Here is a 26,547-nt window from a genome sequence, read left to right as displayed (position 1 = left end):
TCGGTATCTCCTATGCTTTATACACTTTAACGGCACATTTTTTATAATCCGTCTGTTTGGAAATCGGATCGATGGCATCCAGAGTCACTTTGTTAATAAGTTGACTGGCATCGAACCATGGGACAAATACGAGCCCTTTTGGCGGCTTATTACGCCCACGGGTTTCTACCCGGGTCAGGATATGTCCACGACGGCTTTCCACTTTGACTTCATCTCCACGACGTAATCCCCTGGCTTTGGCATCTTCCGGATGCATGAATACCACGGCATCCGGAAACGCCTTATAAAGCTCCGGTACCCGCTGAGTCATCGACCCGGAATGCCAGTGCTCCAATACCCGGCCAGTAGATAACCACATGTCGAACTCTTCATCCGGAGATTCCGCCGCCGGTTCATACGGCAACGCAAAAATCACTGCTTTTCCATCAGGCTTGCCATAAAACTGCCAGCCGGTACCCGCCTGCACATAGGGATCGGACCCTTCTTTAAAGCGCCACAATGTCTCCTTGCCGTTCACATAAGGCCAACGCAGACCGCGGTTTTTGTGATATTCCTCAAACGGTGCCAGATCATGGCCTTTACCACGGCCAAATGAAGCATATTCTTCGAATAAACCTTTCTGAACATAAAAACCAAAATCTTTGGACTCATGGTTGCCATAGTCAGGATTCAGCTCACTTATGGGATAGTGATCGACCTTGCCATTGGCAAACAACACATCAAACAGGTTTTTACCTTTGTACTGTGGATTCTCATCCAGTATCGCCTTTGGCCAGACCTCGTCGGTTGTGAAACGTTTGGAAAACTGCATCACCTGCCACAGATCCGACTTTGATTCTCCGGGCGCATCGGTCAACTGATACCAGAACTGAGTACGGCGTTCTGCATTGCCATACGCGCCTTCTTTCTCAATCCACATGGCCGTCGGCAATATCAGGTCAGCCGCTTCAGCAGTCACCGTTGGATAAGCATCCGAAACCACAATGAAGTTATCCGGGTTACGGTATCCGGGATAAGTCTCTTCATTCATATTGGCGGCGGCCTGAAGGTTGTTATTCACCTGAATCCAGTATGCGTTGATCTCTCCGTCTTTGAGTTTGCGATTCTGCAAAACCGCATGTGCTCCCACTTTTGGATTCAACAACCCTTTGGGCAGCTGCCATTTTTCTTCAGCGATTGCCCGGTGCTGATCATTATTCACCACCATATCTGCGGGCAGGCGATGCGCAAATGTACCCACCTCGCGTGCGGTCCCACAGGCTGATGGTTGTCCGGTTAATGAAAATGGACTGTTACCCGGCTCGGAGATTTTTCCCGTCAAAAGATGAATGTTATACAACAGGTTGTTGACCCAGACACCACGGGTATGCTGGTTCACACCCATGGTCCAGAGCGACATGATTTTAACGTCAGGGTCAGCATACAACCTGGCAATCTGCTCAATGGTGCGCGCCGGAACACCAGACATTTTTTCGGCATATTCAAAAGTGTAAGGTTTGACGAACTCGGCAAAAGTGTTGAAGTCGATCGCTTCTGATGCACCGGCTTTAGCCGCATTTTTGGCCTTTTGCTCCAACGGATGAGTCGGCCGCAGCCCGTAACCAATATCCGCCATTCCTTTGCGAAAGTTAACATGCTTTGAAACAAAGTCCTGATTCACCGCATTCGTCTGGATGATGTAATTGGCAATGGCATTCAACAGGACAATATCGGTCTGTGGAGTAAATACCGCGGGAATATCAGCCAGATCAAAACTGCGATGTTTGTAAGTGGACAGAACCGCCACCTTCACATGTGGATGGCCTAAACGACGATCCGTGATGCGGGTCCACAAGATTGGATGCATCTCGGCCATATTCGAACCCCACAGAACAAAGGCATCGGCATTTTCAAAATCGTCATAACAGCCCATGGGTTCATCGATACCGAAGGTACGCATAAAACCTGCAACAGCCGACGCCATGCAATGGCGGGCATTTGGTTCGATGTTGTTTGACCGAAATCCGGCTTTCATCAATTTGACAGCGGCATAACCTTCCCAGACAGTCCACTGACCGGAGCCAAAGAAACCGACGCCATCCGGCCCCTTGGCCTTCAGAGTCGCTTTCCATTTGTCTGCCATGATATCGAATGCTTCATCCCAGCTGACGGGTGTGAACTGGCCGTTTTTATCGTATACGCCATTGGTTTTTCGTAACAATGGCTGCGTCAGGCGATCTTTACCATATAAGATTTTGGCCAGGAAATATCCTTTAACACAGTTAAGCCCTTTATTGACGGGGGAGGCTTCGTCACCATGGGTAGCCACTACTTTACCGTTCTTGGTCGCCACACTGACGCTACAACCGGTGCCACAAAACCGGCAAGGCGCTTTGGACCACATCAACTCACTGTCCTGACTGGAGGCAATCAGATTATTCGCTCCGGCAGGTACGGACAAACCTGCGACAGCCGCCGCTGTAGCAGCGGCCTGTGCTTTGACAACCTGTCTACGTGTTAATTTCATTTGAATTCTCCAAAATCTGAAAATGCGCCTGACTGCACTTGCTCAAAATAGGTTTCCAATTCCTGATCAACGTCAGCCTGTTGATCAAATTCTTCCTGGCTGCCGGTCTGGTGATAGACCAGCGCCACGTTTATAACCTCAGGGATATCTCTGATCCGGTCTACGTTATCCATCAGCACCTTCAAGGTCTTTGCACAACTCACCACCACCATTTTTCCTTCCCGGGTGCTGTGAAAGATTTCTGTATCCCGAATGCACTGGATCTGTTGCCTGCACAGGCTCATCTGTTCAGGTCGGCAATGCACCACCAAACTGGCTATCTGCTCTTCATGGATTGCTGATTTCATGTTTGTATTCCTATGGCTGATACCGGACACGCCGATACACACAAACCACAACCGCTACAGCGGATCGGGTCGATATGGGGTCTGGCTATGGCAGAGGTTAAGTCAAATACAATCGCCTGCTCGCTGCAGTCATCGAGACAACTGTTACAGAACACCTGTTGCGTTGTCAGACAGTGATTGTGAATTGTGAAATGATGTTCCCAGGGCTTATTAACCAGATCAGGAGATATGGCCTGGGTCGGACATGACCGTGCACAGGCACCACAGAAGTCACATCCTGACTGTTCAAATCTCAGCTCAGGAAAACCACCATCTCCCGGATAAATCAATTGCTCAGGACACGCTTCAACACACGCTCCGCATCGAGTACAGTGATCGGTAAACAATACTTCCGGCAAAGACCATGGAGGTCTGACAGAATTTTTCTGCGACCGGCCATGTATGAGCCAAGACCGTCTGGCCAGATCAACAGACATTGTGGCTCCTATACTCCCGGAGGACCCATGAGCAATTGCAGCATCCACACTGCAAATCCATATCCACCAATAATGGCAATGCTCAGTATGGGAGCCAGGAATACGGTCAAAAAGATAAATAATTTAAGTTCATCTCCTTTACTTGGCTGCTCCTCTGACATATCTATTGCTCCATTTTTCGCTTTGTTGTTATGAATTCATTCTAGTCAGCCCAGTGGGGATTCGACGTACCCCTGGTGAGGTACGGGAGTTGTCACAGGTCAATGCAGGAAGGAATTTAGCAGGGAGTGATGGCTGATCAGTGTCAGAATTCAGATGAAAGAAACATTGCGGGGGAGATAAGAATGATGACATACGGGATAGCTTTGTTACTGCATATCTTGGCAGCCACCATATGGACAGGAGGCCATATTGTTCTGGCAACCATTATTTTACCCGACGTTCTTCGCCGGAAAACACCACAGAAGTTGTTGAGTTTTGAAGCATTGTTTGAACGCATCGCCATGCCAGCATTATTAATCCAGGTCGTGACGGGTATTTATCTGGCTTACCATTTATTGCCAGACTACAGCCAATGGCATCAACTCAACAATCCTGTCAGTCATGGCATTATCGCCAAACTGACACTGCTACTTATAACTGTCTTACTGGCCCTGGACGCCAGGTTTCGGGTGATGCCCAAGTTGTCGGAAGATAATCTGGGAGATATGGCCTGGCATATTATCGCCGTTACTCTATTGGCAATTTTATTTGTAGCCACAGGGGTATCGTTTCGAACCGGTTGGTTGTTTTAGGGAACCTCAGAGAAAAGAATATTTTATGCTGGGCGTTTCCAGCTTTGTCAGGAGCTGCACCCTCTCAAACCCTCATTTACACAAGTATACTGAGATTTCCTGAGGGTGCTTCCTGGCTATTAGCCGCTTAGAAAAATTATTTCCCGAGAAATTCATCCACTGCGGCCAGCGCCTGCGTTCCATAGATAATTGCCGGCCCGCCCCCCATTAACACGGCAACATTGATCATCTCTACCAACTCTTCACGACTGGCACCGGCGACCACTGCAGCTTTGATATGGGAAGCGATACACCCATCACAGCGTATGGCAATAGCAATCGCAGAAGCCATCATCTCTTTGTATTTTTTGGGTACCACTCCTTCCGCCATAGCTGCTTTATGCAACCCCAAAAAAGCATTCATAGTGTCAGGACTGGCTTTTCGATAGGCGGATCCCAGCTGGTGTTGATCCTGAGTAATTTCTGTGTAGTTTTTGGTCATATTGGTCTCACTTCAGAGTGAATGGAGAATTGCTATTCCGGTTGACAGATTGCTCTGTTTCGAATCGCCAACAATGTTTTATACAACAACCATGTAATGATGATATTCAGAGCGCCAAACAGAAGCACGACAAGCGAATGTATAAAAATACCCGGCATGATGTGCGCCATTTTCACGCAGGCAACGGTTGCCGCTGCCAACGGGAAACTATAGGCCCAGGACGAAATAAAAAACGGCAACTGAAAAAACCGCCAGGCATTAATAAACAACAATAAGGCAAAAAATATCGTGACGTAGAACAGTATCCTGACAAAGTTGTCCAATTCGTGATTCAGCGCCAGATATGCAACCACTCCCACGGCAGGCGGTGCCATCAGTATGAACAAGGTTGGAGTCAGCCGGGCAGGCAATGCTTCCAGAAAAAACAACCGCTGCATCACGATCGTCAGCAATACCAGCCAGAAAAGCAGACCGACACTGAAGAAAAACCAACTGATTTCATGATAGCCGAGTGAGACTCCCGTGATCGGCACAACCATGTTGCCCACCACTGGTATAAACCAACTTGGATTCACATGACCATGAGTATAGTGAGGCTGATAAATCCAGTGACTCAGCACAAACAACGTCAATGGTAGCTGAATGACCAACGCTGCGATCCACAGCACTCTGGCAATAAGGGTATATTCCATCCAGACAGTGGCAAACAGCAACATTGCAATGGACATGGTCGGAAAGAAATTCAGTTTGACCGGGTGATTAATTTCTTCCCGGACCGCCGCTGGATATCGCAGCCACTTCAACAGATAGAGGCACAGAACAACGACAAACACTGCCGCCGCCAGCCAGGAAATATATCGCCAGATGTCCAGTTCTGGTAACCACATCGCAGCCACAGCTTTCCAGGCAACCGCAAAACCCGCCAACCCCATAGCTATCGCAAACATGGAGACAGGAAAGTGCAACAATCGTGACTGCGCGCTGGTGACAGCCGTTGAAGCCATATGAGTACTCATGTTAGACGCCTCTGTACATGGATCTTTTAAATTAGAATATACTAATGTTTGAAAAAGAACATCTGCTATTGAATATCAGCGTAGATTTTGTGGTGAGGAGATAGCTAACCTGCCAGCCATCACCAGAATAGGCCGCTTTCCCGGATTTGGGCGGAAAACTTGCTAATCAATGCGGAAGGGGTATTAGGGGAAGCAAAAAAAGCCCTGATAACCAAACGGCTTCAGGGCTTGAAAACGCTTTAGAACAGAAAGAGATAGGTGATCGCACCCGATACATAGCCCAGCAGCGCCAGCGGGCTGATATTTTTCAAGTACCAGAAGAAGTTGATTTTTTCCATTCCCATAGCAGCAACACCGGCAGCAGAGCCAATAATCAGGCAACTACCACCTGTGCCGGCAGCAAATGCCAGGAACTCCCAGATATGGGCATTGGTTGGATAAGTAGCCATGTCATACATGCCCATAGAGGCCGCAACCAGAGGCACGTTATCGATCACTGATGACAATAGTCCGATCAGAAACACAATGGCGTCGATATTACCAACCGACTGATCCAGCCCATGAGCCAGCATATCCAGCAACCCTACTGCTTCCAAAGCTCCGACGGCCAATAGAATACCCAGGAAGAAAAGCACACTGGGAGTATCGATCTGCCGCAGGATTCTGGTAATACGCAGAGCCGGATCAGGTTTGGTGGGGCTGGTCTGAGCCAGAATTTCACTGATAATCCACAACACCGACATGCTTAGCAACATCCCCATAAAAGGTGGCAGATGAGTCACAGACTTGAAAACCGGTACAAACAGCAACCCGCCAATACCGACAAAGAAAAAGACGTTACGATGACCACTGGTGATATTGGTATGATCGGAACCGACAACTTTATCCGGCGCATGAATTACCCGTCCCTTCAGACGCCAGCTCAAATACAATAGCGGAATAACCAGACAAATCAGTGACGGAACCAACAGCCCTTTTATAATCGCACCGGTTGTTATCTGACCACCAATCCAAAGCATGGTTGTAGTGACGTCACCGATAGGGGACCAGGCTCCACCGGCATTGGCCGCTACCACGATGATGCCAGCAAAAAACAGTCGCTCCTCGTGATCCTTTATCAGTTTGCGAATCAGGGAAATCATTACAATCGTAGTGGTCAGATTATCGAGCGCAGCAGACAGGAAAAATGCAATCAGGCCAATAATCCACAGCAATGTAACCATGTTTGATGCCTGGATGCGATCTGTGATAATCGCAAATCCGCCATGAGCATCCACAAATTCCACAATTGTCATGGCTCCCAGCAGGAAAAACAGAATACTGGCAATGTCCCCCAAAGAACTTAGCAGCTCATGTTCACCCACCCAGCTGCTAATCAGTTGAGCATCAGTTTTCTCAACGTACTGCTCTTCCAGAAACCAGTGTGGCAGATCTGCAACCGACACCAGAGAATGGGAAAACATAATGTATAACGTCCAGCAGATGATGGCCGTCAGGATCGCCGAGGCGGTCTTGTCTATTTTGATATTATGTTCCAATACGATGGCGGTATACCCCAGCGTAAAAACAACACTAATCAGTATCAGTGAGAATGACATAGGTACCTCATTTAAGTTTTTGTTCGAATTCTTTAGCGAAGTATTGAGTCACCGAATGGCATTCATGAGAGGCAACAACTTTGCTCGTTTCACGCTAAACAGACCCGGCCATTAACACACTTTCCAACTGTGAGCTCAATCAATGAAAGTCAAACTGCGTCGTTGGGCCGGATTTATGGTGATTTTGGGTCCGCCATCCTGAAACATCTCCAGGTACGATGCATATACGACTTTCGTAGGGAACACAATCTGAAACGGCTGACTGCTAAATCGTGGTACCTGTCAACAGCGCCCGATGCCAGTGCCTTGGCCACAATAGTAGAGAATGATGGACGGTGGGTTCAAAAGAAATTAACAACAACTTGATACGGATCAACCGTTAACCATCGTACCCGGCCAAAAAAGTTTCACGCCCCAGGCTTGAAAAAAAAACCGGAGATCATAAATAAGGGTATACCAGCGATGGGTCTTGAAAAGAGCGTCGCTGGCAAATTGATCTTGCTTAATTGAAGAGGATACAAACATGACAACTATTGATCTATCTCCACTATATCGCAGCAGTATTGGTTTTGACCGTCTGGCCAACTTACTCGATAGCGCCATGAGAGGTGAGCAGTCTTCTCCAGGATACCCTCCTTATGACATCGAAGTGGTCGATGATAACCGCTACGCAATTACCATCGCGGTTGCTGGTTTCGAGGAAGACGAACTGAATATTCAGGTTGAGAAAAATCTGCTGACTGTCAGTGCCAGAAAAGCGGATAAAGAACAGAAAAAGTACCTGTATCGCGGAATCGCCAATCGTTCTTTCGAAAGAAAGTTCAATCTGGCCGATTATGTAGAAGTGGTCGATGCGAAACTGACCAACGGGCTTTTGAAAATCGATCTGGTTCGCGAAATCCCTGAAGCAATGAAGCCCCGAACCATCGCAATCAATGGTAATAAGGGGCAAACTCTGGAGTTCCGGAAGGAAGCCTGATCAACCCCCAAAAGCCATGGAGCATTGCTCCATGGCTTGCTGATTTCATCTGCTTATCTGCTATCTGCCCTCAGGGCTTTTAATGCCACTGCTTCGCCAAGTCTGTAGCTGGCAATACCTTCAACAACTCCCTGTGCCTTTAACTGCTGGTCATACGCCTGCCAGAATAAATGTTGAAAGCGCCAGCGCGGTTTATTTGCCTGCCAGCGACTATAGCAATCAAGATCCTGATTGACCTCTTTACCCAATAATGTCCGATATTCAGCGGGAGCACCAATACTATGCCACCATTGCAGCCATCCGGCATAAACGATCCAGGGATCCTGTGCTTGCCATAAAGCCAGGTATGCGATCAGATCAGCATCCTGTTCAAAAGCATAACCCGCCCAATGGGCAAATTCATGAGCTTTCGTAAATGGCTGTACCATGACAAAAATACTGTTGCTGATAGTCGCCTCTCCAGTAATGGGAGTGAACATGCCGGCAATGGACAAACGTGTATACACCGGACTCCACAGTGTGGTTTTTACCTCAATATCCGGAGCCTCTGGCATACCTTCAGACTCAAACCACCGATTAACAACGGTCTTTGGCTGAAACGTTATCAGGCTGAAGGAAAATTTGTCTTCACAGACCTCACTTATTTCTTTTGGCCGTGCAGCACGGCTTTGTTGAATGGCAAATATCCAGTCAACAGGAGAAAGTTCCGCTGAGTCCAGTTCCGATACATATTGACGATATAAGGAGGCCTTATGATAGTTCAGCCCCCAACTAACCATAAACAATAAAGTCAGTAAACCCGCCCACAGCAGCACCTCCAGTACTGCCCGAAACGGCCAGAACCACCATACATATCTGAAGCCCAGCCAGATCAGGCGGATCAATAACAACAATGCAGTAGTCGGCCAGAGAAAATCAGCAAGCAACCAGCGACTGCCTGGATGAAGTTCACCCCACACATACTGCCAGAACGGATAGACGCTGCTGCTGTAGGTATCCATAAACCATACTGGCAAAAGCGCCGGTAAGTACAGAAGACATATAAGACATACGCCCAGGCATACAACCGTTAACAATACACCCAGGGATGCTCTAAATGGGTTCTGGATCATAAATCATCTTTCCTGATCTTCCACTAAGGACCATGCCTTCGCATTAATCACTGAGCGATTAAAATGTCCAGCACTGAATACTCAGAATGTTATCAGGTTTAAAAATAACGATTGGTGATTAGCTTGGCAATTGATAATCAGGAGTCAATAATGACTCAGAGATCATTGATTAATTGATCCACTTTAGATTCTGGTAACGGGTGATAAAACCAATATCCCTGAAACTGATCACACCCCAGATCTTCAAGTATTTCGACATGATGTTCGGATTCAATACCCTCAGCCGTTACCTGTAACTTAAGTCTGTGCGCCAGCAGGATAATGGTACTCAGGATCTGGATAGCTTTTTCCTCATTGGAAGACAAAGCACTGACAAAAGAACGATCAATCTTCAATTTATTGAACTGGAACATCCAGAGATAATTCAGACTACTGAAACCTGTACCAAAATCGTCGACAGAAAAACGAATTCCCAATGATTGCAACGCCAGAATCTGCTGTCTGACATCATCACTGTTATCAATCATAACCGACTCTGTCACTTCAAACTCAATACGCTCAGGGGAAATCGACGAAGTGGCCAGCGCGTCGCGCACATATCCCACCAGATGACCGGTTTGAAACTGAACGACGGAAAGGTTGATTGCCACAAATATATGTTCCGGCCAGGATACCGCCTTGTGCAATACCTCTTTGATAACCCACTGACCGATACCATCAATCAGACCAATGGACTCCGCCATCGGGATAAATTCAGAGGGGGAAATCAGGTTTCCCTGATCATCTTTTAATCGTAGCAGTGCCTCAAACCCTTTTAACGAACGCTGCCGGGCATCCAGAACCGGTTGATAATGGATTTCGAACCGCTCTTGCTCCTGCCCGGTTCGCAACAACTTTTCGATCATTCTACGACGGAGTACCTGATCTTCGATATCACGATGATAAATACAATAGCTTTCACCCACAGACATTCGGGCATTAAACAACGCCAGCTCTGCACGCTGGATCTTGATATCCACTCCCAGTGGCTCTTCATGACAACTGCAGGCACCGACATTGATATATATGGAAATCGACCGACCATTGACATGGTATGGCATCTGAATCCGGTGAATTAAATCGACAATCACCTCTTCGAGTATACGATGATCATCTAAAGGAATAGCGACGTGAAACTTATCAGCACTGAAACGGGCAACAATAGACTCAGAGTCAAGATACTCTGTCAGACGGTTGATAATCCGGGTCAGAAGTATGTCACCGGTCTGCTGTCCATACTCTTTGTTCACATATTTAAAGTTCCGAATATCCATCAGAACCACACTGTAGAAACGGCCTTCAGACAGAAGACTGCTTTCCCGCCCGGCATATTCACCGAAAAAACCTTCACGATTATAGGCTCCGGTCAGTGGATCATGGTGACTGAGATAAGATAATTTCTTATGAGAATCCCGGGCCTGTTCACTTCGCCAATAAAACGCCAGCACAGGTACCAGAAACGCAAATGTTAATATCAGAGAAATATAGGTGGAGACACTGGTGATGGCCTGACGATAAATTGAACCGGTCCCGGATTGATCGAGATAAACTTCAACTCCTCCCAGGACTTCGCCACTTTCTGATGTCAGTGGAAAAAAAACCTCTACATATAACTTTGGGTAGCCATCATCGGGTCGCCCATGATTCAATCGAGAATAAGCGTTTTTAGATCTGATCGCCTGGTACGCTTCCGGACTGTGTTGCTGGAGAGCCCCTTTATTTTCGATATCAGACAGGACCTGGTTGCCAGCCTCATCAAAAATCCGAAAACCGATAATCTTTCCCCTTCCTTGCAGCTGACGAATAAAGTCCATTTTTTCGTCACTCAGCTCTTTATCCACCAATATCGATTCAATCTCCGGAAACGTAGAGGAAACATATTCAACCCAGCTCGTTACCCGAAGAATGGCATCTTGCGCAATAGCCTTTTCGACTGCACGGGCATTCAACCAAAATACACCAAATGCCAGGCATATCATCAACAATACGGTGACCAGTACCATAAAAACAGAAGACGGAAGTCGATACATCGTTGAATACTTATCTCCCGAAAATATTTTTTTTAAAAGGTGCTCTTTGTCACCCTGCAGTTCACAATATTACTCACAGTGCTTGTAATCAACCGTAAATGTAACAATATGTTATCTTCGAAAATATTAAAAGCTCACCAACTCAGTTATGATGATAAATTCAAATATTAAGGCCGAGCTTGAATGGACAACTGACGGTACAACCAATCATCAGGGCAATTAATAAAGTTTAGTCTGAACCTGACAAAATGGTTGCACAGTAACTTTAAATTATATAGGTCAATGACACGATAGATCATCATGCCAATAAAACACGACACGGAAAAAAAACGCTTTACCTACCAACCAGACACTGACCAACATGCCTTTCTCAGCTACACACTGAGTGACAATCACATTAACTTTATTCATACGTTTGTGCCGGAATCCCTTCGAGGTCAGGGGATTGCTGAAAAACTGGTACGGGAAGGCTTGTCATGGGCCAAACACGAAGATTTCGTCATCTCTGCGTCTTGCAGCTATGTACAAAGATTTATTTAGCTCCAAATTTTATTAACCAAGACAACCATTTGGTGTCGAATTAATTTACAAAAATAAAATTATATATTCACCCAAAACACATATACCCCCTTATTTTATAAGCATTTTTCTGTTTTGGTATCAATTTTGCCTATGTATATTCGATATTTTAATACACATAAATATCAGCAGTCTTGATCAGATTTTAAGGATGGTCAAAGAAACCGTTACCATAAAAACAAGCTAAGGAATATCAGCTATGAAAAAAATCATTGCACCTTTGTTTTCACTGGTTCTGCTGACAGTTGCACCATCTGCCTTTAGTACTGGCTGGTGGGGAGGAGGCTGGGGCCCCGGCGGCTGGGACTGGGGTGACTGGAACTGGGAATGTGATAATGGATGGGGTCAATGGGGGCACGACAGCTGCGACGATGACTCTGACCAACCACCTCCAGCAACATCTGTCCCGGAAATAAACGCCAATGGAGCCGGACTGGCGCTGGCACTGCTGGGTGGCGTTGTGTTAGTGGCCAGAGAGAGAAAACGCAATAAGAATTAACAGCTCCAGATAGTACAACCACGCCATGGTTTTAATTTTACCAACCATGCATGGATCCCTTCTGACACATCTGTTTTGATGGCCCTCAATCAGGGCCATCTGAAAAAGTGTGTTCCCGCGCTGGATTTTGTCAGCCTGCTCCAAAAAACGGTGCCCAACCAAAGCCTTCATTTACTCCAATTGCTTTTGCTCAAGCAGCACTTTCCAGTGAGAATAAGGATTATTACTGTTTTTAGGTGGTCCCATAAAAAAGGGCCATTGACCCTTTTTTATGATGTACCGTTATTCGAGCCGTTTTCTGGCCCGCTCTGCCGCCGCTGCAACCTGAGTCGGAGCCGTACCCCCCAAATGATCCCGGGCACCAACAGAACCTTCCAATGTCAGGACATCGAAGACATCCTCTATAATCAAATCGGAAAAACGTTGCAGCTCAGTCAGTGACATTTGTCCCAGGTCTTTCCCGGTTTCAATACCATATGCAACGGATTTACCAACGACTTCGTGAGCATCCCGGAAAGGCATGCCTTTTTTCACCAGATAGTCAGCCAGATCTGTAGCCGTCGAAAAACCACGCAAAGCCGCCTCACGCATTTTTTCCTTTTTAGGACTGATATGGGGAACCATTTCTGCAAACGCATGAAGACTTCCCCACAGGTGATCTATGGTATCAAACAGAGGTTCTTTATCTTCCTGGTTATCTTTGTTGTAAGCCAGCGGCTGGGATTTCATTAACGTAAGCAAGCCCACTAAATGACCGAATATTCGTCCACTCTTGCCGCGCACCAGCTCGGGCACATCGGGATTTTTCTTTTGCGGCATAATTGAAGAACCAGTGCAAAAACGATCCGGCAACGAAACAAAATCAAACTGTGCCGATGTCCACAACACCAACTCCTCACTCATACGACTCAAATGCATCATGATCAGTGAGGCCACACTGGCAAATTCAATTGCGAAATCGCGATCTGATACAGAATCGAGAGAATTTTCCGATGGCCCATCAAAACCAAGCAACTCTGCTGTTATGGCCCGGTCTATGGGATAGGTGGTCCCCGCCAGAGCAGCTGCCCCCAGCGGCATAATATTGACCCGCTTCCGGCAATCCTGCAGACGCTCGGAGTCCCGTTGCAGCATTTCGTTCCAGGCCAGTAGATGATGCCCAAAGGTGACAGGCTGTGCCGTCTGCAGATGCGTGAACCCAGGCATTATGGTGTCAGTATTGGACGCCGCCAACTCAATCAAGCCACTTTGTAGACGCTTAAGTTCAGCCGCAATGACATCAGTCTGGTCTCGCAAGTACAACCGGATATCCGTGGCAACCTGATCATTACGGGAACGTCCGGTATGCAGTTTTTTACCCACCAGCCCGATTTTCTCGGTCAGAGCCGACTCAATATTCATATGGACATCTTCCAGCTCAACCCGCCAGTTAAAACGTCCCTCTTCTATCTCGACAAGAATTTCCTGAAGCCCGCTGACTATCTGCTGCTTCTCTGTCTCACTCAACACTCCGACGGCTGCCAGCATGGTGGCGTGAGCAATGGAGCCCTGGATATCCTGTCGATACATCCGACGATCAAACCCGACAGAGGCAGTGAACTCTGCGACAAATTGATGAGTTGCTTCGGCAAAACGTCCGCCCCATGCGGAATTGGTCTGATCTGACATATTTCACTCTCGATTGCAGGTACATTCACAACAAAGTGCGCAATTATAGAGAGATCAAAACAAGATGTCGTCTATACTCTGATCCGCTGACGAAGATGCATTCTGGCTCAGAGCCTGCTCCATCTGATGAAGCAGTTCAATGAGTAAGTGGAATACCTGTTCACTCGTTTCTTCCATGTCCGCAAGCTTTTTCAGCGCCTGATGGATGTCTCCCTTCTGACAGAGCCTTATTGTGTCAGATGCAACTTCATGAAACCGAATGTGTGGGGTCTCCAGCTCCCGATAGGCCTCCAAGTGCGAATACTTTCGAGACTTCTCCGGGTCGTAGTACCATTTTCCCAACCGGCACTCCTGATGATTGTGGGCATGTAATTGCTCTTCTGTGACCAGATTGCTGGCTTCCATGAATGACGTATAGACCTTATTTTTCCAGACAAAATGATCCAGGATCACTGACTGAATAAAACTCTCATGATTGGTGCGATTGATCAATTCAAGCATATCCCGGGAGATATCAGTAATTTCACCAACAGTCTGGAATACGCTTTCGGTGGTTTCTGACAGTTTGTTGCTCTCCAGCTTGATCCCGTCCACACCATCATCAGCCTGGTCCGTCAGATCAATGATCTGGCTGATCAGAGTGGCAATCTGATGCGTCGCTTCGCTGGTTTTGCGCGCCAGATTACGAACTTCATCTGCCACTACGGCAAACCCTCTCCCCTGTTCCCCCGCACGTGCTGCTTCAATTGCAGCATTCAGTGCCAACAGATTGGTCTGGTCGGAAATGGACTGAATCATGTCGACAAACTTATCGATATCATGGGAGGCCGATTTAAGTTGTTTCATGGTATCGGAGTTGGAACTCGCTAACTGATCGATATCTTTAAGATCGGCTGAAATCTGCCGCAGGATCGCTCCAATCTGATTGGAGGTTGCTTCACTTTCACTCAAACGAACTCGGTCCTGCTCCAGCGCATCTGATTTACCCGCCACCATTTCCCGAAACGTTGTGGATCGGTTAATCGCCCGAAAAATCAACTCCAATAACGTCCGGTTCTGCTGTGACTGCGACACGATGTAGTCACCGCGCATATCCGCCACTTTGCGGATGGACTTGAGCAATTCGTTTTCACTTTGTAACTGCCGGATCTGCTGCTGCAATACTTCTTGCTCCTGTCGCAGGCGAGCAGCTTCCTGATGTCTTGCCAGACCAAACCAGGCCATAAGAAACCGTTCCTCTTACTTTGTCAGCAGGATTATTTTTCGACGCTGACGGAGTCTGCTAAATTGATACTCTCCTCAACCTAAGCATAGACAAAAAATGCAAAACCCCAACCCGCAGACCACTGCTTTTTTGCTACCTAACTTTTGCCGGGACAGATCGATTTTTTTTCTGATTGCCGCAGCACAGACTGCGGTTATTCTGCTTGCACTGGTGGATGCCGGAGTTCGTCCGTTTGACTGGCAGCGTCTGTCTCTGATGACGCTGCATGTTCAATGGGTCTGTATCGCCAGCGCTGCCATTATCTGCGGGCTACGTCAACGATTGATGAAGTTGTCCACGAGGATAAGCATCCTGGTGATCTGGTGCACTTTTGTCAGCGTTGGGTTTATCGTCAGTTGTGCCGGACAAGTGCTTGTTTATTCAAGCTTTAAAACCGGTACGGTTGGGCTGCACACCATGATGACCGGGCTTATCGCCGCCTTGATACTGCGATATTTTTATCTGCAACAACTGGTGATCAATCGCTCTCAAGCAGAATTACGTGCCCGTATTCAGGCTCTGCACTCGAGAATAAGACCTCATTTTCTGTTCAACAGCATGAACAGCATTGCCAGCCTCATACCAACAGACCCGGCCACCGCAGAAACCGCTGTGGAAAATCTGTCAGATTTATTCCGGGCAAGTCTGAAAGAGACCGATGAGCAGATCAGCCTGGCTCAAGAGGTCGGCCTCGCGAAACAGTTTTTATTCATCGAACAGCTTCGGCTCGGCTCGCGCCTGAACGTCCAATGGGACATCCAGGCACGACCGGAAAAATGGAGGATCCCGCAACTAACTCTGCAACCTCTGTTGGAAAATGCCATCCAGCACGGAATTCAGCAATGTATTGAAGGCGGCACGATAAACATCCGACTTTACGAATCCGATAAAACACTGAAAATCACTATTGTGAATCCACTACCCGAAAAAACCTTAACTCAATCACAATCCAGTCAAGGTAATCGTCTGGCACTGCAAAATATTGAACACCGAATACAGTCTATATATGGAGATACGGCTAAAATATCAGCAACAAAAACAGAGAAAGAATACATATGCATTCTGAGCCTGCCGCGAATAAGCAATCGATCTCTACAGAAAATTCGATAACAGTACTGATCGTCGATGATGAACACCTGGCCAGGGAACGTCTGAAACGGTTTATTAGTAACATTCATCACTGCAAAGTCATCGGTGAAGCCGAAAACGGTATTCAGGCTATCGACCTGTTTTCCAGACTCGCTCCGGATATTTTGCTACTGGATATCAGAATGCCCGGCATGACAGGCATGGAAGTCGCCCAGCATTTGAGCCGTCTGGATCATCGTCCCGCCGTTATCTTCTGTACTGCTTATGACGATTACGCCCTTGAAGCCTTCAGAGTCAATGCAGTGGATTATCTGGTCAAACCTGTCCGCCAGGGGGATCTCGAAAACGCCATTCTGAGAGCCAGCAGCCTGAATCGTGCTCAGCTCAATGCCATGCAACTACAACAACAGGAGCTCAACCAACGTTCACATCTTAGCGTTACAAACCATCGGGGGCTGGAACTCATTCCGGTTTCTGAAATCCGTTGTTTTCGGGCAGAACAGAAGTACGTGGCAATCGTGACAGATCAGGGAGAATGGCTGGCGGATGAACCTTTGAAGCAGCTTGAAAAAGAGTTTGCAGACCAGTTTTTAAGAATCCACCGCAACGCGCTGATTGCCATCCGATATGTTGAACGAGTCGAACGTACCAGTGAGGGGCTACAACAGATTTATCTGCAGGGACTGGAAAAACCGCTGAAAATCAGCAGGCGTCATTTGAGTGAAGTCAAAAAACACCTGCGTAGATTAATAGTATGAAGGGAGTCAGGCGGCGGTAATAATCCGATATTTTTCCATCAGCTGGTCATGATTCTCAACCCGGTTCGGGTCTTTGGGTATACAATCAACCGGGCATACCTGCTGGCACTGAGGCTCATCATAATGACCCACACATTCTGTACACAGGTTCGGATCGATCTCATAGATTTCCTCACCTTCAGATATTGCGCTGTTTGGGCACTCGGGTTCACACACATCACAGTTGATGCATTCATCAGTAATCATTAATGCCATTGAGTCCTACCTCTTACTGACCGTAACCATGAATTTCCGCCAATGCCGCAGCCACCTCAGGGTGTACAAACTTGGTAACATTACCACCGAGTGACGACACCTCACGAATCATGGTAGACGATATAAATGATAAATGTTCTGTCGGGGTTAAAAACAAACTTTCTACCTCAGGAGCCAGTTGCCGATACATATTGGCCAGCTGAAATTCGTACTCAAAGTCAGATACTGCCCGCAATCCTCTGATGATGGCAGTAGCTTGCTTTTCACGGACAAAATCCGTCAACAAATTACGAAAACCGATCACTTCGACATTGGGAAAGGTAGCCAATACCTGTTTGGCCAAATGTACGCGGATATCCAGAGGAAATAATGGCTTTTTCTTCGGACTGGCCGCCACCGCTACAATCACATGATCAAAAAGTTTAGCAGCCCTGCCAACCAGATCAGTATGGCCATTGGTAATCGGATCAAATGTTCCAGGATATACAGCAATACTCATAAGCTTACACCTGTGCCAGCTCAAGAAAACGGGGCGCGAATGGTAGCCGAAAACCCCGTTGCTCACAAATTTTGCCGATTGACTAACGAATGAATAATTTCTGCATCAGCCTCACCAACCAGCGATTATAAGGTGGATTAAACAGTCGGGTCAGGTGAATTCGGCCTCGGCGATGAATCCCTTTAGCATTGGAAAACTGCTGAAAACCTTCCCAGCCATGATAATGGCCCATGCCAGATGGACCCACACCCCCAAAAGGAATACTGTCCACCCCGACATGAATGGCGGCATCATTGACCATCGCGCCGCCGGAATGAGTTTGCTCCATCACCCGACGCTGTACTGCTGCATCATTACTGAAAACATAGAGTGCCAGAGGTCTGGGTGCAGCATTCACCATCTCCACGGCCTGCTGCAGATCCTTATAAGCGACTATCGGCAACAGCGGTCCGAAGATTTCTTCCTGCATGATGCGCATTTTCGATGTCACTTCGGTTACTAATATCAGTGGACGGTGCCTGGCTTCCGGCGAATATTCCTGCGCCTTGACCACACGGGCTCCCATGTCGACCGCTTCTGTCAATAACTGGTCCAGACGCGCGCGCTGGCGCTCACTGATGACATAGGTACAATCCATATTGGCAGCCGCATCCGGCAGCTGGTGATTATAAAGCGCCTTGAGCTCATCAACGAGCTGACCGACTTTTCCCTCAGGACATAACACATAGTCTGGCGCAACACAGGTCTGTCCGGAACTCATAATTTTAGGCCAGAGCAAACGCCTCGCGGTTTCGCGGATATCGTAATCCGGCCCAATGATCACCGGGGACTTGCCCCCCAGCTCCAGCGTCACCGGCGTCAGGTTGTCTGCCGCCGCTTTCATCACCGCTCGCCCAATATTGGTCGAGCCGGTAAACAACAGGTGATCAAAAGGCAAACTGGAAAACGCCTGCGCCACTTGGCTATCACCATTGACCACCTGGACCAGATCATCCCCAAAATACTGTTTACAGAGTTCAGCAAACAGACGGCCAAAATTAGGGGTAAACTCCGACATCTTGATCATCATCCGATTGCCGGCCGCCATGGCGGACACCATCGGCCCGGCAGACAACATCAGCGGATAGTTCCAGGGAGCCACAACGCCAATCACTCCAAGAGGTTGATAGAGCACCTGACTTTTACCCGGAAAGAACAACAGACCACTGGATCGTCGGGAAGGTCTCATCCAACGGCGCAGGTGGCGAAGATTAAAACGAATCGCACTGACCACCGGTAGTATTTCCAAAATACGGGTCTCATCCAGTGATCGCCGCCCAAAATCCTCACTGATGGCTGTGGCAATCTCATCCTGTTTCTCGATAAGCAATCGTTTTAATGTCAGCAACCACTGTTTGCGCTCGTTCAGTGTCGGATAACGATGACAGGCATATGCGGTAGTTAATTGCTCTAAACCAGCTGTTAAATCTTGCTGCACGCCATTGACCTCTCTCAAGGTTATCGAAAAAAAACAGAATCAATCACGATGCGGCAGCAAACACAATGGAACCGTTCTTGTGTTCACAAACAACTGCACATGCCTGTTCATTATTAAAAAGAATGCTGGGAATCGCCGCTATTACGATAAAGACCGTACACCAGTGTTGAAGTACTTTTTTCTTTTACCGGCAACCATCCTTCCGGCAACGGAATATCCATCTCCCGCTCTATATACACCTGCGCATCTGCTGTCAGCACAGACTGGAAACGCGGGTGGTTCAACACTTTGTCCAACCACCCCTGGTGAAAAGGTGGATCCAGAAACACCAGATCATAGTTTTTCTCTGGCAACTGATTTAAAACACTTAATGCGTCTCCCTGGAAGACCTTACCATGCTCACATTTCAATACGGACAAATGCTGTTGCAAACTACGGCTCGCCGCCGCATTCAATTCTACAAAGTCAGTCGCCTGCGCTCCTCGGGACAAAGCTTCCAGCCCCAAAGCACCACTACCGGCAAACAAGTCCAGGCAACGACTCCCCATCACCTCCATGGCCAGCCAGTTGAACAATGTTTCCCGGATACGGTCGTGACTCGGTCTGAGCCCCTGCACTGTTGGAAATGAAAATTTCCGGCCACGCCAACTTCCTGCAATGATTCTGAACTCGTTGCGCCCACCATCAATCGGTTTTTTTCTATTTTTCATCGTATTCTTCATTTATTGAAACTGTGCAAAACCTGCTGCACCTGCTGGAGAGTCAATGCCTCAAGACGCTCTGTCTGGTGACTCATGAAGGTGTCTGGTAAATCATATATTGCCATTGCGGTCAGATAGCTGTGAATCTGTGCGGGCGAACGAAGAGACACATCGGCAAACTGTTTCAGTGGTTGTAGTGCCGCAGCATATTCCTGCTCACTCGGCTCTGTCAGCCAGTCAGGCTGTATTGTGGTATTCAGCATCAGATAACTGGTCGTTCGCTGGTGATCCCAACGCAGTTGCAGATCATACCCCGCCATACGGTGGGACAAAATGTCTGCAGCCACGATCATGGCCAACTGTTCAGGGCTGCCAAAGGATGGGCTGGCTATCACTGTCAACGCTGTCGGTGCGGGAATGGCAACATCCACGGCTTTGCCTTTGGCTTTATGTAACTCTGTCCGGACACTTTCCAGCATACCGGCATCCACTTCACCACTCATTACCAGAACATCATCTGACATAACCGGAGACAGCCACTGATCCAGAAAGTCCAGAGTAACTTCCAACTGGGCCTGGGTAGCCGGAATGACAACCCGGGTAACAGCCATACCATTGCGAAAACTGAACGAAAAATCCTGATGTTCCGGAATGTCAATCCGACTGACAGGCATACGCTTTTGCGCCACAGATAAGGCTATCAAACCGCTGCCAGGCAATTTTATCCAGCGATCAGCCCCCAACCTGCCAATACTGAGGGAACTGATATCAAATTTATCAATCGTTTCCGGTAACGACTGTTTTTCGGTTTTAGAGCCCATATTATTGAGCACCACAACCAGCGGAATCAGGACGATAATCACGATCCACAAAGTCGTGCGACTCAATTGTATGAATCCCAGTTGTTTTCGTTTGACGGACACGCGTTTATTATCCTTATCTGTTACGTCAATCTGTTACAATCCGGCTATGGCATAATCGCCATCCCGTATTGCCACCGCTATTTCTGGATTTTTTCATATATGTTCGGTTTTGGAAAAAAAAACAAAGCGAAAAAAGCATCATCGCAGAGCGTTGAAGCACCTGAACAACAAGTTCCTGATGTTACTCCAGCACCCCCTGCTCCGCAGCCTGCTACTCAGGAAAAACCCCGGCTGAGCTGGTTTGCCCGCATGAAACAGGGGCTGGGTCGAACCCGCACTGGCTTGACCGACGGACTGGCCAACCTGTTACTCGGGAAAAAAGCCATTGATGATGAGCTGTTCGAGGAAATCGAAACATTGCTGTTAATGGCAGATGTCGGTATCGAGGCAACTCAGCATATTATCAAAACTCTCACCGCCAAAGTATCACGCAAGGAACTGTCAGATTCTGATGCCTTGTACCAGGCACTGAAACTTGAACTACAGGCTATCCTGACTCCCGTTGAACAACCACTGACTATCGCCGATACACAACACCCGTACGTGATTCTGGTGGTCGGTGTAAACGGCGTTGGGAAAACCACCACTATCGGCAAGATGGCACGCTATTTCAAAGAGCAGGGTAAATCAGTCATGCTGGCCGCCGGCGATACGTTCCGGGCAGCTGCGGTTGAACAACTGCAAGCCTGGGGGGAACGCAATGATGTCCCCGTCATTGCCCAGCACACCGGCGCCGACAGCGCCTCGGTGATTTTTGATGCAGTTGCCGCGGCCAAATCCCGGAATATTGATGTTCTGATTGCAGACACCGCCGGACGCCTGCACAACAAAGACAACCTTATGAGTGAGCTCGAAAAGGTTGTCCGGGTCATGAAAAAACAGGACCCCGACGCTCCCCATGAGACCATGCTGGTGCTTGATGCAGCCACTGGTCAGAATGCCTTGAGTCAGGCGAAGATCTTCGGCGAATCCGTCAACGTATCCGGCCTGTGTTTGACCAAGCTGGATGGAACGGCCAAAGGTGGCATTATTTTCGCGCTGGCTCAGCAGCTTCAAATTCCGATCCGTTTTATCGGAGTTGGAGAAAGTGCCGAGGATCTGAGGCCATTTGAAGCGAAATCCTTTACCGATGCATTGTTTGTCAGTGAAGACAGCCCGGAATGATTCACTTCGAACAAGTCTCCAAGCGGTATCTCGGAGGACATGAGGCGCTCAAAAGCCTGACGTTCAATATGGCTCCTGGCGAAATGGCATTTCTGACCGGACATTCCGGAGCAGGTAAAAGTACCCTGCTTAAAATGATTGCGCTGATCGAAAAACCGTCCAGCGGACACATCCGCATCGCCGGACAGATACTGAACCGGATGAGTCGCCGTCAGATCCCCTTTTTTCGCCGCCAGATAGGACTGGTATTTCAGAACCATAATCTGCTGATGGACCGATCCGTTTACGACAACGTCGCACTGCCTTTGCTGATCGAAGGCGAGTCACCACGGGAAATCGGCCGCCGGGTCAGAGCCGCCCTCGACAAAGTGGGCCTGCTTGAACGTGAGGCCTATCTCCCCATCATGCTGTCTGGTGGCGAGCAGCAACGGGTCGGAATCGCCCGAGCCGTGGTCACCAAACCCAAACTGCTGCTGGCAGACGAACCGACCGGCAACCTTGATCCCAAATTGAGCCGTGAGGTCATGAACTTGTTTGCGGACTTTAACCGAGTGGGAACGACCGTGCTGATTGCCAGCCATGACCTTGGTCTGATCGCCCGCATGCCATTTCGTGTTATGACTCTGAAAAACGGGGAACTGGTCCGAGGTGCCGATGGAGGTGAACGTGGCCCGAATTAAAAAAGGCGCCGTGGCCCGCAAGATCCATTTTGCCGAAAAGCGGGACGCATGGGTGCGACACCACCGTTATCTGGCGATGGACAGCATGAAACAGATGCTTAAACGACCCCTCTCAGCAGCTCTCACATGGATGGTGATTGCTATCGCCTTGTCTCTGCCCACTCTGATGGTGATGGCATTGTTGAATCTGAAACAGATTACCGGTCCGCTCAATGAGGGCGCTCAGCTTAGCCTCTATCTTGATAAGTCAGTGTCCGCCAACCGGGCAGAACAGCTGGCCATAGAACTGAAACAACGACCGGAAATCAAAGGTACACGTTATATCAGTCCAAATGATGGCTTACAGGAATTCAAAGAATTTTCCGGTCTGGGCAATATTATCGACAGCCTGGAAGACAACCCGCTACCAGCACTGATCGTTATTCAACCGGTAGAAGAAACCGCTGCCACGGTGGAAGGTCTCAAAATCATGCTGGAGGCACTGCCCGAGGCTGAAACGGTACAACTGGACCTGATCTGGGTTCAACGACTGAATCAGATCAGCCGTATTGCTGAACGAGTCGTTGGCGTGCTGGGCCTGATTTTGTCTATGGCGGTGGTGCTAGTGGTTGGTAATACCATCCGCCTGGCTATCGAGTCCCGTCGGGATGAAATTCTTGTCATCAAACTGGTTGGCGCAACCGACGCATTTGTACGTCGCCCATTCCTGTACATGGGGTTCTGGTATGGTCTGGCAGGAGGGATATTTGCTGTCATCATCGTCACAACCTGTTACTGGTATCTGCACGAACCGGTCACTCGTCTAATCAGTACGCTATCTGCAGGATTTATCTTTGAATCCATTCACTGGTGGGGAGCTTTACTGGTTATCGTGACATCCATCAGCATCAGTATGTTTGGCACCGTCATGGCAGTCAGCCGTCATATACGGGCAATAGAGCCAACCTAAATTAGTAAAAACTGATACTGTCAGTCAAAGGTAAAAAAAACCGCCAATACTTGATCTCGATCCTCAGTTAACGATAAATAAGCACCTGATAAGGAAAGCCATTGAGGGCTACGTCCGATTGCATCGGTATTTTTCATGTTATACTAACCGGTGCATGTGTCTGCGCCTTAACTGATAGGGCAGACTCACAACACACATTCGAGGTGAACATATGACTAAAAGCTTACCAGCAGTTGCATTCGAGAATCTGGCTCCAGGGCAGAATCTTGATGCATATATTCAGGTCGTCAACGGTTTTGAGATACTGTCTGCTGAGGAAGAAAAAGAGTTAGCTGAGCGCCTGTATTACAAAGGCGATCTGCAGGCTGCACGTCAGTTGGTCATGTCTCATTTACGGTTTGTCGTTCATATTGCGAAGAGTTATTCAGGTTATGGCCTTAATCAGGCAGACCTGATTCAGGAAGGCAACGTAGGACTGATGAAAGCGGTCAAACGGTTTAATCCGGAAGTCGGGGTGAGACTGGTCTCATTCGCGGTACACTGGATTAAAGCCGAAATCCATGAATACATTTTGCGTAACTGGCGCATCGTCAAGGTGGCAACCACCAAGGCTCAGAGAAAACTGTTCTTTAATCTGCGCAGCTCCAAAAAGCGTCTGGGTTGGTTAAACCAGGCAGAAGCGAGAGAAATCGCGGAAACACTGGGCGTCAAAGAGTCGACCGTTTATGAAATGGAAGGCCGCATGACCGCACAGGACATGGGCTTTGATGCCGACAATGATGACGACGAGAGCGCTTTCCAGGCTCCGGTTTATACTCTGGAAGATACGCGCTACAACCCTGCCACTATGGCTGAAAACGAGAATTATGAGGATGATGCCAACAGCCGTTTGCTGTCTGCACTCGAAGATCTTGACGAGCGCAGCAAGGACATCCTTATGCAGCGCTGGTTGAGTGAAAATAAAGCCACTCTGCATGATCTGGCCGCTAAGTATGGCGTATCCGCCGAGCGTATCAGACAGCTGGAAAAAAATGCCATGAAAAAAGTACGGAAAGTGCTTGAAGCAGGTGGCATTGAAGTGTAATCCAGCAGATGAATTGGTAAGCCGTGTCGAAGCAGATTCGACACGGCTTTTTTATTGTCTGCAACATTCAGTTAGAATCATCCCACAATCCTGTTAACTCACTGAAACCAATGCCCGTCATGAGCAGTCAAAGAACTCAATTATTCGCCCTTGGCCTGCTTGGAACAGCGGTAGCCCTTGGAGCGTTCGGTGCCCACATCATCAAAGACTTAGTGACCCCCGAACGTATTGATACCTGGCACACTGCTGCCCGCTATCAATTCTGGCATGGCCTTGCCCTGTTGATATTGGCAGAACATCAGATCCGGGCACCCAAAACAATGGCATTGAAAACATGCGCTCGACTGTTTCTGGCAGGGACATTGGTATTCAGCCTTTCGCTGTATGCTCTGTGCCTGACAGATATCTCCACGCTGGGGGCTATAACTCCTGTTGGAGGAGTGCTCATGCTATCCGGTTGGCTCTACTGGTTTATGACGGTTTTAAAGCAAACAAAATATGACAACAGATAAACAACTGAAAAAAATTCGCAGCTTCGTCATGCGCCAGGGGCGGATGACCGAGGGTCAACAACGTGGTATGGATGAGGTATATCCAAGACTGGGCCTTGACCCAGAGGCAACATTCAATAGTCAACAAATATTCGGTAACGATCACCCGTTGGTGATTGAAATCGGTTTTGGCATGGGTGATTCGCTACTGCAAATGGCTATGATGGAACCCAACTGCAATTTTATCGGCATTGAGGTTCACCCACCCGGAGTCGGACGCCTTTTGAACAATGCCGATAAAACCGGTGTCAGTAATCTGAGAGTTTATAAAGATGATGCAGTGGAAGTCCTGAAGCATTGTTTTGCAGATAACTCCATTGACCGATTGCAGCTGTTTTTCCCGGACCCCTGGCATAAGAAAAAACATCATAAACGTCGTATTGTACAAGCTGATTTCGCCAATCTGGTCCATCATAAACTCAAACCGGAAGGGGTTTGGCATCTGGCGACTGACTGGCAGCCATATGCAGAGCAAATGTTGGAAGTACTCACAGCAACCAAAGGCTTTACCAATACCGCCGGTGACGGGCAGTATTCAGAACGACCCGTTTATCGGCCGGAAACCAAGTTCGAACGCAGAGGCGTTCGTCTGGGCCATGGGGTTTGGGACTTAATATTCAAGAAGGCAGAGATAGAGTAATGAAAAAAGACAAACAAAGAGTAGAATCAGAAGAATGGGATGCCACGCGTTTTGAGGTGTTCTTTTCGTTAAAATCCCATGATGAAACCGACCGCGACTTTGTTATTCTCGAAAAAGCCTATCGGTCCATGCCTGTTCCATTATTTGAGCAGTTTCTGGAAATATTCGTGGACAGGAATCACAATCTCCAGGCCAAAAACAAAGCTGGTCAGACGATGCTTGAGATTATTGCCAAACACGCCCAGTCAACAGAGTATCTTCAGGCTATTCAGCAGCACCTTAACTGAAATCTGATTACCCCTGTGATACATGGACGTATCCTGTTATTAATCCGGCCAATGGCGTGGTCCGACATCTCGGTGCTTCCCTGCATCACACTATTAACCCGA

The 26,547-nt window shown here is 48.0% G+C and carries 29 protein-coding genes and 1 pseudogene; 13 read left to right on the top strand and 17 right to left on the bottom strand.

Annotated features, from left to right (window positions below):
- Positions 1–10: 10 nt before the first annotated feature.
- Genes napA through napE form a run of 4 tightly spaced genes read right to left on the bottom strand, consistent with a single transcriptional unit; the run spans position 11 to position 3,490 of the window.
- Positions 11–2,506 (bottom strand): nitrate reductase catalytic subunit NapA, encoded by a 2,496-nt coding sequence (gene napA / locus YC6258_RS06695; RefSeq protein WP_044616333.1) that lies wholly within the window; start codon positions 2,504–2,506, stop codon positions 11–13.
- Positions 2,503–2,853 (bottom strand): chaperone NapD, encoded by a 351-nt coding sequence (locus YC6258_RS06690; RefSeq protein WP_052830120.1) that lies wholly within the window; start codon positions 2,851–2,853, stop codon positions 2,503–2,505. Before YC6258_RS06690 ends, napA begins: the two co-directional genes overlap by 4 nt.
- Positions 2,850–3,329: a ferredoxin-type protein NapF gene (gene napF, locus YC6258_RS06685; RefSeq protein WP_044616332.1), complete on the bottom strand. Its 480-nt coding sequence runs from the start codon at positions 3,327–3,329 to the stop codon at positions 2,850–2,852. The genes YC6258_RS06690 and napF overlap by 4 nt, the downstream gene beginning before the upstream one ends.
- 8 nt (positions 3,330–3,337) lie before the next feature.
- Positions 3,338–3,490 carry a periplasmic nitrate reductase, NapE protein gene (gene napE, locus YC6258_RS27960; protein WP_082070588.1) on the bottom strand — a complete coding sequence of 51 codons (153 nt, stop codon included), beginning with the start codon at positions 3,488–3,490 and terminating at the stop codon, positions 3,338–3,340.
- A gap of 183 nt (positions 3,491–3,673) precedes the next feature.
- Between napE and YC6258_RS06680 the strand changes: the two genes are divergently transcribed.
- The gene (locus YC6258_RS06680; RefSeq protein ID WP_211264637.1) at positions 3,674–4,123 is read left to right on the top strand and encodes a CopD family protein; all 450 of its coding nucleotides are present in this window, start codon (positions 3,674–3,676) and stop codon (positions 4,121–4,123) included.
- A gap of 136 nt (positions 4,124–4,259) precedes the next feature.
- On the opposite strand, the gene YC6258_RS06675 is transcribed toward YC6258_RS06680, so the two are convergent.
- The 3 genes from YC6258_RS06675 to nhaD form a co-directional block, all read right to left on the bottom strand.
- A complete protein-coding gene (locus YC6258_RS06675) occupies positions 4,260–4,604 on the bottom strand; it encodes a carboxymuconolactone decarboxylase family protein (protein WP_044616331.1) in 345 nt (114 codons plus the stop codon).
- 32 nt (positions 4,605–4,636) lie between these two features.
- Entirely contained in the window at positions 4,637–5,620 is a 984-nt protein-coding gene (locus YC6258_RS06670) for an SLAC1 anion channel family protein (RefSeq protein WP_044616330.1), read from the bottom strand.
- Between the two features lie 239 nt (positions 5,621–5,859).
- Entirely contained in the window at positions 5,860–7,218 is a 1,359-nt protein-coding gene (nhaD, locus tag YC6258_RS06665; protein ID WP_044616329.1) for a sodium:proton antiporter NhaD, read from the bottom strand.
- 523 nt (positions 7,219–7,741) lie between these two features.
- On the opposite strand from nhaD, the gene YC6258_RS06660 reads away from it, so the two are divergent.
- Positions 7,742–8,197, top strand: a complete 456-nt coding sequence (locus YC6258_RS06660) for an Hsp20 family protein (RefSeq protein ID WP_044616328.1) — start codon at positions 7,742–7,744, stop codon at positions 8,195–8,197.
- A gap of 53 nt (positions 8,198–8,250) precedes the next feature.
- Here YC6258_RS06660 and YC6258_RS06655 read toward each other — a convergent pair whose 3' ends face one another.
- Both YC6258_RS06655 and YC6258_RS06650 read right to left on the bottom strand, forming a co-directional pair.
- Entirely contained in the window at positions 8,251–9,309 is a 1,059-nt protein-coding gene (locus YC6258_RS06655) for a DUF3810 family protein (protein ID WP_044616327.1), read from the bottom strand.
- 155 nt (positions 9,310–9,464) lie between these two features.
- Positions 9,465–11,378, bottom strand: a complete 1,914-nt coding sequence (locus tag YC6258_RS06650) for a putative bifunctional diguanylate cyclase/phosphodiesterase (protein WP_044616326.1) — start codon at positions 11,376–11,378, stop codon at positions 9,465–9,467.
- 300 nt (positions 11,379–11,678) lie between these two features.
- Between YC6258_RS06650 and YC6258_RS06645 the strand changes: the two genes are divergently transcribed.
- Together YC6258_RS06645 and YC6258_RS06640 are read left to right on the top strand one after the other, a co-directional pair.
- Positions 11,679–11,918 (top strand): GNAT family N-acetyltransferase, encoded by a 240-nt coding sequence (locus YC6258_RS06645; RefSeq protein WP_044616325.1) that lies wholly within the window; start codon positions 11,679–11,681, stop codon positions 11,916–11,918.
- A gap of 238 nt (positions 11,919–12,156) precedes the next feature.
- Entirely contained in the window at positions 12,157–12,456 is a 300-nt protein-coding gene (locus YC6258_RS06640; RefSeq protein WP_044616324.1) for a hypothetical protein, read from the top strand.
- A gap of 282 nt (positions 12,457–12,738) precedes the next feature.
- Here YC6258_RS06640 and argH read toward each other — a convergent pair whose 3' ends face one another.
- From argH to YC6258_RS31295, 3 genes and pseudogenes are all read right to left on the bottom strand, one after another.
- Positions 12,739–14,124 (bottom strand): argininosuccinate lyase, encoded by a 1,386-nt coding sequence (gene argH, locus YC6258_RS06630; protein WP_044616322.1) that lies wholly within the window; start codon positions 14,122–14,124, stop codon positions 12,739–12,741.
- Between the two features lie 54 nt (positions 14,125–14,178).
- Complete coding sequence (locus YC6258_RS31300) at positions 14,179–14,625, bottom strand: CZB domain-containing protein (RefSeq protein WP_425402637.1); 447 nt, start codon at positions 14,623–14,625, stop codon at positions 14,179–14,181.
- Positions 14,626–14,667: 42 nt separating this feature from the next.
- A pseudogene (locus tag YC6258_RS31295) lies at positions 14,668–15,120 on the bottom strand (methyl-accepting chemotaxis protein); the annotation flags it as partial.
- A 325-nt stretch (positions 15,121–15,445) separates the two neighbouring features.
- Between YC6258_RS31295 and YC6258_RS06620 the strand changes: the two are divergent.
- Together YC6258_RS06620 and YC6258_RS06615 are read left to right on the top strand one after the other, a co-directional pair.
- Positions 15,446–16,498: a sensor histidine kinase gene (locus tag YC6258_RS06620; RefSeq protein ID WP_044616321.1), complete on the top strand. Its 1,053-nt coding sequence runs from the start codon at positions 15,446–15,448 to the stop codon at positions 16,496–16,498.
- A complete protein-coding gene (locus tag YC6258_RS06615) occupies positions 16,444–17,235 on the top strand; it encodes a LytR/AlgR family response regulator transcription factor (RefSeq protein ID WP_245627016.1) in 792 nt (263 codons plus the stop codon). The genes YC6258_RS06620 and YC6258_RS06615 overlap by 55 nt, the downstream gene beginning before the upstream one ends.
- Positions 17,236–17,241: 6 nt before the next feature.
- Here YC6258_RS06615 and YC6258_RS06610 read toward each other — a convergent pair whose 3' ends face one another.
- The 5 genes from YC6258_RS06610 to YC6258_RS30165 all read right to left on the bottom strand — a co-directional run bounded on the left by YC6258_RS06610 (position 17,242) and on the right by YC6258_RS30165 (position 21,090).
- On the bottom strand, positions 17,242–17,490 hold the full coding sequence (locus tag YC6258_RS06610) for a YfhL family 4Fe-4S dicluster ferredoxin (protein WP_044616320.1): 249 nt from the start codon (positions 17,488–17,490) through the stop codon (positions 17,242–17,244).
- Between the two features lie 13 nt (positions 17,491–17,503).
- Positions 17,504–17,989: a pantetheine-phosphate adenylyltransferase gene (coaD, locus tag YC6258_RS06605; RefSeq protein ID WP_044616319.1), complete on the bottom strand. Its 486-nt coding sequence runs from the start codon at positions 17,987–17,989 to the stop codon at positions 17,504–17,506.
- Between the two features lie 82 nt (positions 17,990–18,071).
- The gene (locus tag YC6258_RS06600; protein ID WP_144407577.1) at positions 18,072–19,466 is read right to left on the bottom strand and encodes a coniferyl aldehyde dehydrogenase; all 1,395 of its coding nucleotides are present in this window, start codon (positions 19,464–19,466) and stop codon (positions 18,072–18,074) included.
- A 113-nt stretch (positions 19,467–19,579) separates the two neighbouring features.
- The gene (gene rsmD / locus YC6258_RS06595) at positions 19,580–20,176 is read right to left on the bottom strand and encodes a 16S rRNA (guanine(966)-N(2))-methyltransferase RsmD (RefSeq protein ID WP_052830634.1); all 597 of its coding nucleotides are present in this window, start codon (positions 20,174–20,176) and stop codon (positions 19,580–19,582) included.
- An 8-nt stretch (positions 20,177–20,184) separates the two neighbouring features.
- A complete protein-coding gene (locus YC6258_RS30165) occupies positions 20,185–21,090 on the bottom strand; it encodes a peptidase M16 family protein (protein ID WP_044616316.1) in 906 nt (301 codons plus the stop codon).
- A 99-nt stretch (positions 21,091–21,189) separates the two neighbouring features.
- Here YC6258_RS30165 and ftsY point away from each other — a divergent pair, with 99 nt between their 5' ends.
- The 7 genes from ftsY to YC6258_RS06555 all read left to right on the top strand — a co-directional run bounded on the left by ftsY (position 21,190) and on the right by YC6258_RS06555 (position 26,445).
- On the top strand, positions 21,190–22,254 hold the full coding sequence (ftsY, locus tag YC6258_RS06585; protein ID WP_044616315.1) for a signal recognition particle-docking protein FtsY: 1,065 nt from the start codon (positions 21,190–21,192) through the stop codon (positions 22,252–22,254).
- Positions 22,251–22,934 carry a cell division ATP-binding protein FtsE gene (gene ftsE, locus YC6258_RS06580; RefSeq protein WP_044616314.1) on the top strand — a complete coding sequence of 228 codons (684 nt, stop codon included), beginning with the start codon at positions 22,251–22,253 and terminating at the stop codon, positions 22,932–22,934. Before ftsY ends, ftsE begins: the two co-directional genes overlap by 4 nt.
- Entirely contained in the window at positions 22,921–23,883 is a 963-nt protein-coding gene (gene ftsX, locus YC6258_RS06575; RefSeq protein ID WP_052830118.1) for a permease-like cell division protein FtsX, read from the top strand. The genes ftsE and ftsX overlap by 14 nt, the downstream gene beginning before the upstream one ends.
- Before the next feature lie 211 nt (positions 23,884–24,094).
- The gene (gene rpoH / locus YC6258_RS06570; RefSeq protein WP_044616312.1) at positions 24,095–24,967 is read left to right on the top strand and encodes an RNA polymerase sigma factor RpoH; all 873 of its coding nucleotides are present in this window, start codon (positions 24,095–24,097) and stop codon (positions 24,965–24,967) included.
- 119 nt (positions 24,968–25,086) lie between these two features.
- The gene (locus YC6258_RS06565; RefSeq protein ID WP_044619808.1) at positions 25,087–25,479 is read left to right on the top strand and encodes a DUF423 domain-containing protein; all 393 of its coding nucleotides are present in this window, start codon (positions 25,087–25,089) and stop codon (positions 25,477–25,479) included.
- The gene (gene trmB, locus YC6258_RS06560; RefSeq protein WP_044616311.1) at positions 25,466–26,158 is read left to right on the top strand and encodes a tRNA (guanosine(46)-N7)-methyltransferase TrmB; all 693 of its coding nucleotides are present in this window, start codon (positions 25,466–25,468) and stop codon (positions 26,156–26,158) included. The genes YC6258_RS06565 and trmB overlap by 14 nt, the downstream gene beginning before the upstream one ends.
- Positions 26,158–26,445 carry a PA4642 family protein gene (locus tag YC6258_RS06555; protein ID WP_044616310.1) on the top strand — a complete coding sequence of 96 codons (288 nt, stop codon included), beginning with the start codon at positions 26,158–26,160 and terminating at the stop codon, positions 26,443–26,445. The genes trmB and YC6258_RS06555 overlap by 1 nt, the downstream gene beginning before the upstream one ends.
- Positions 26,446–26,547: the final 102 nt, after the last annotated feature.

It is taken from the genome of Gynuella sunshinyii YC6258 (genome assembly GCF_000940805.1).
Taxonomy (GTDB): domain Bacteria; phylum Pseudomonadota; class Gammaproteobacteria; order Pseudomonadales; family Natronospirillaceae; genus Gynuella; species Gynuella sunshinyii.
Note: the sequence above shows the minus strand (reverse complement) of the source record. Positions and strands in the feature narration are given on the sequence as shown.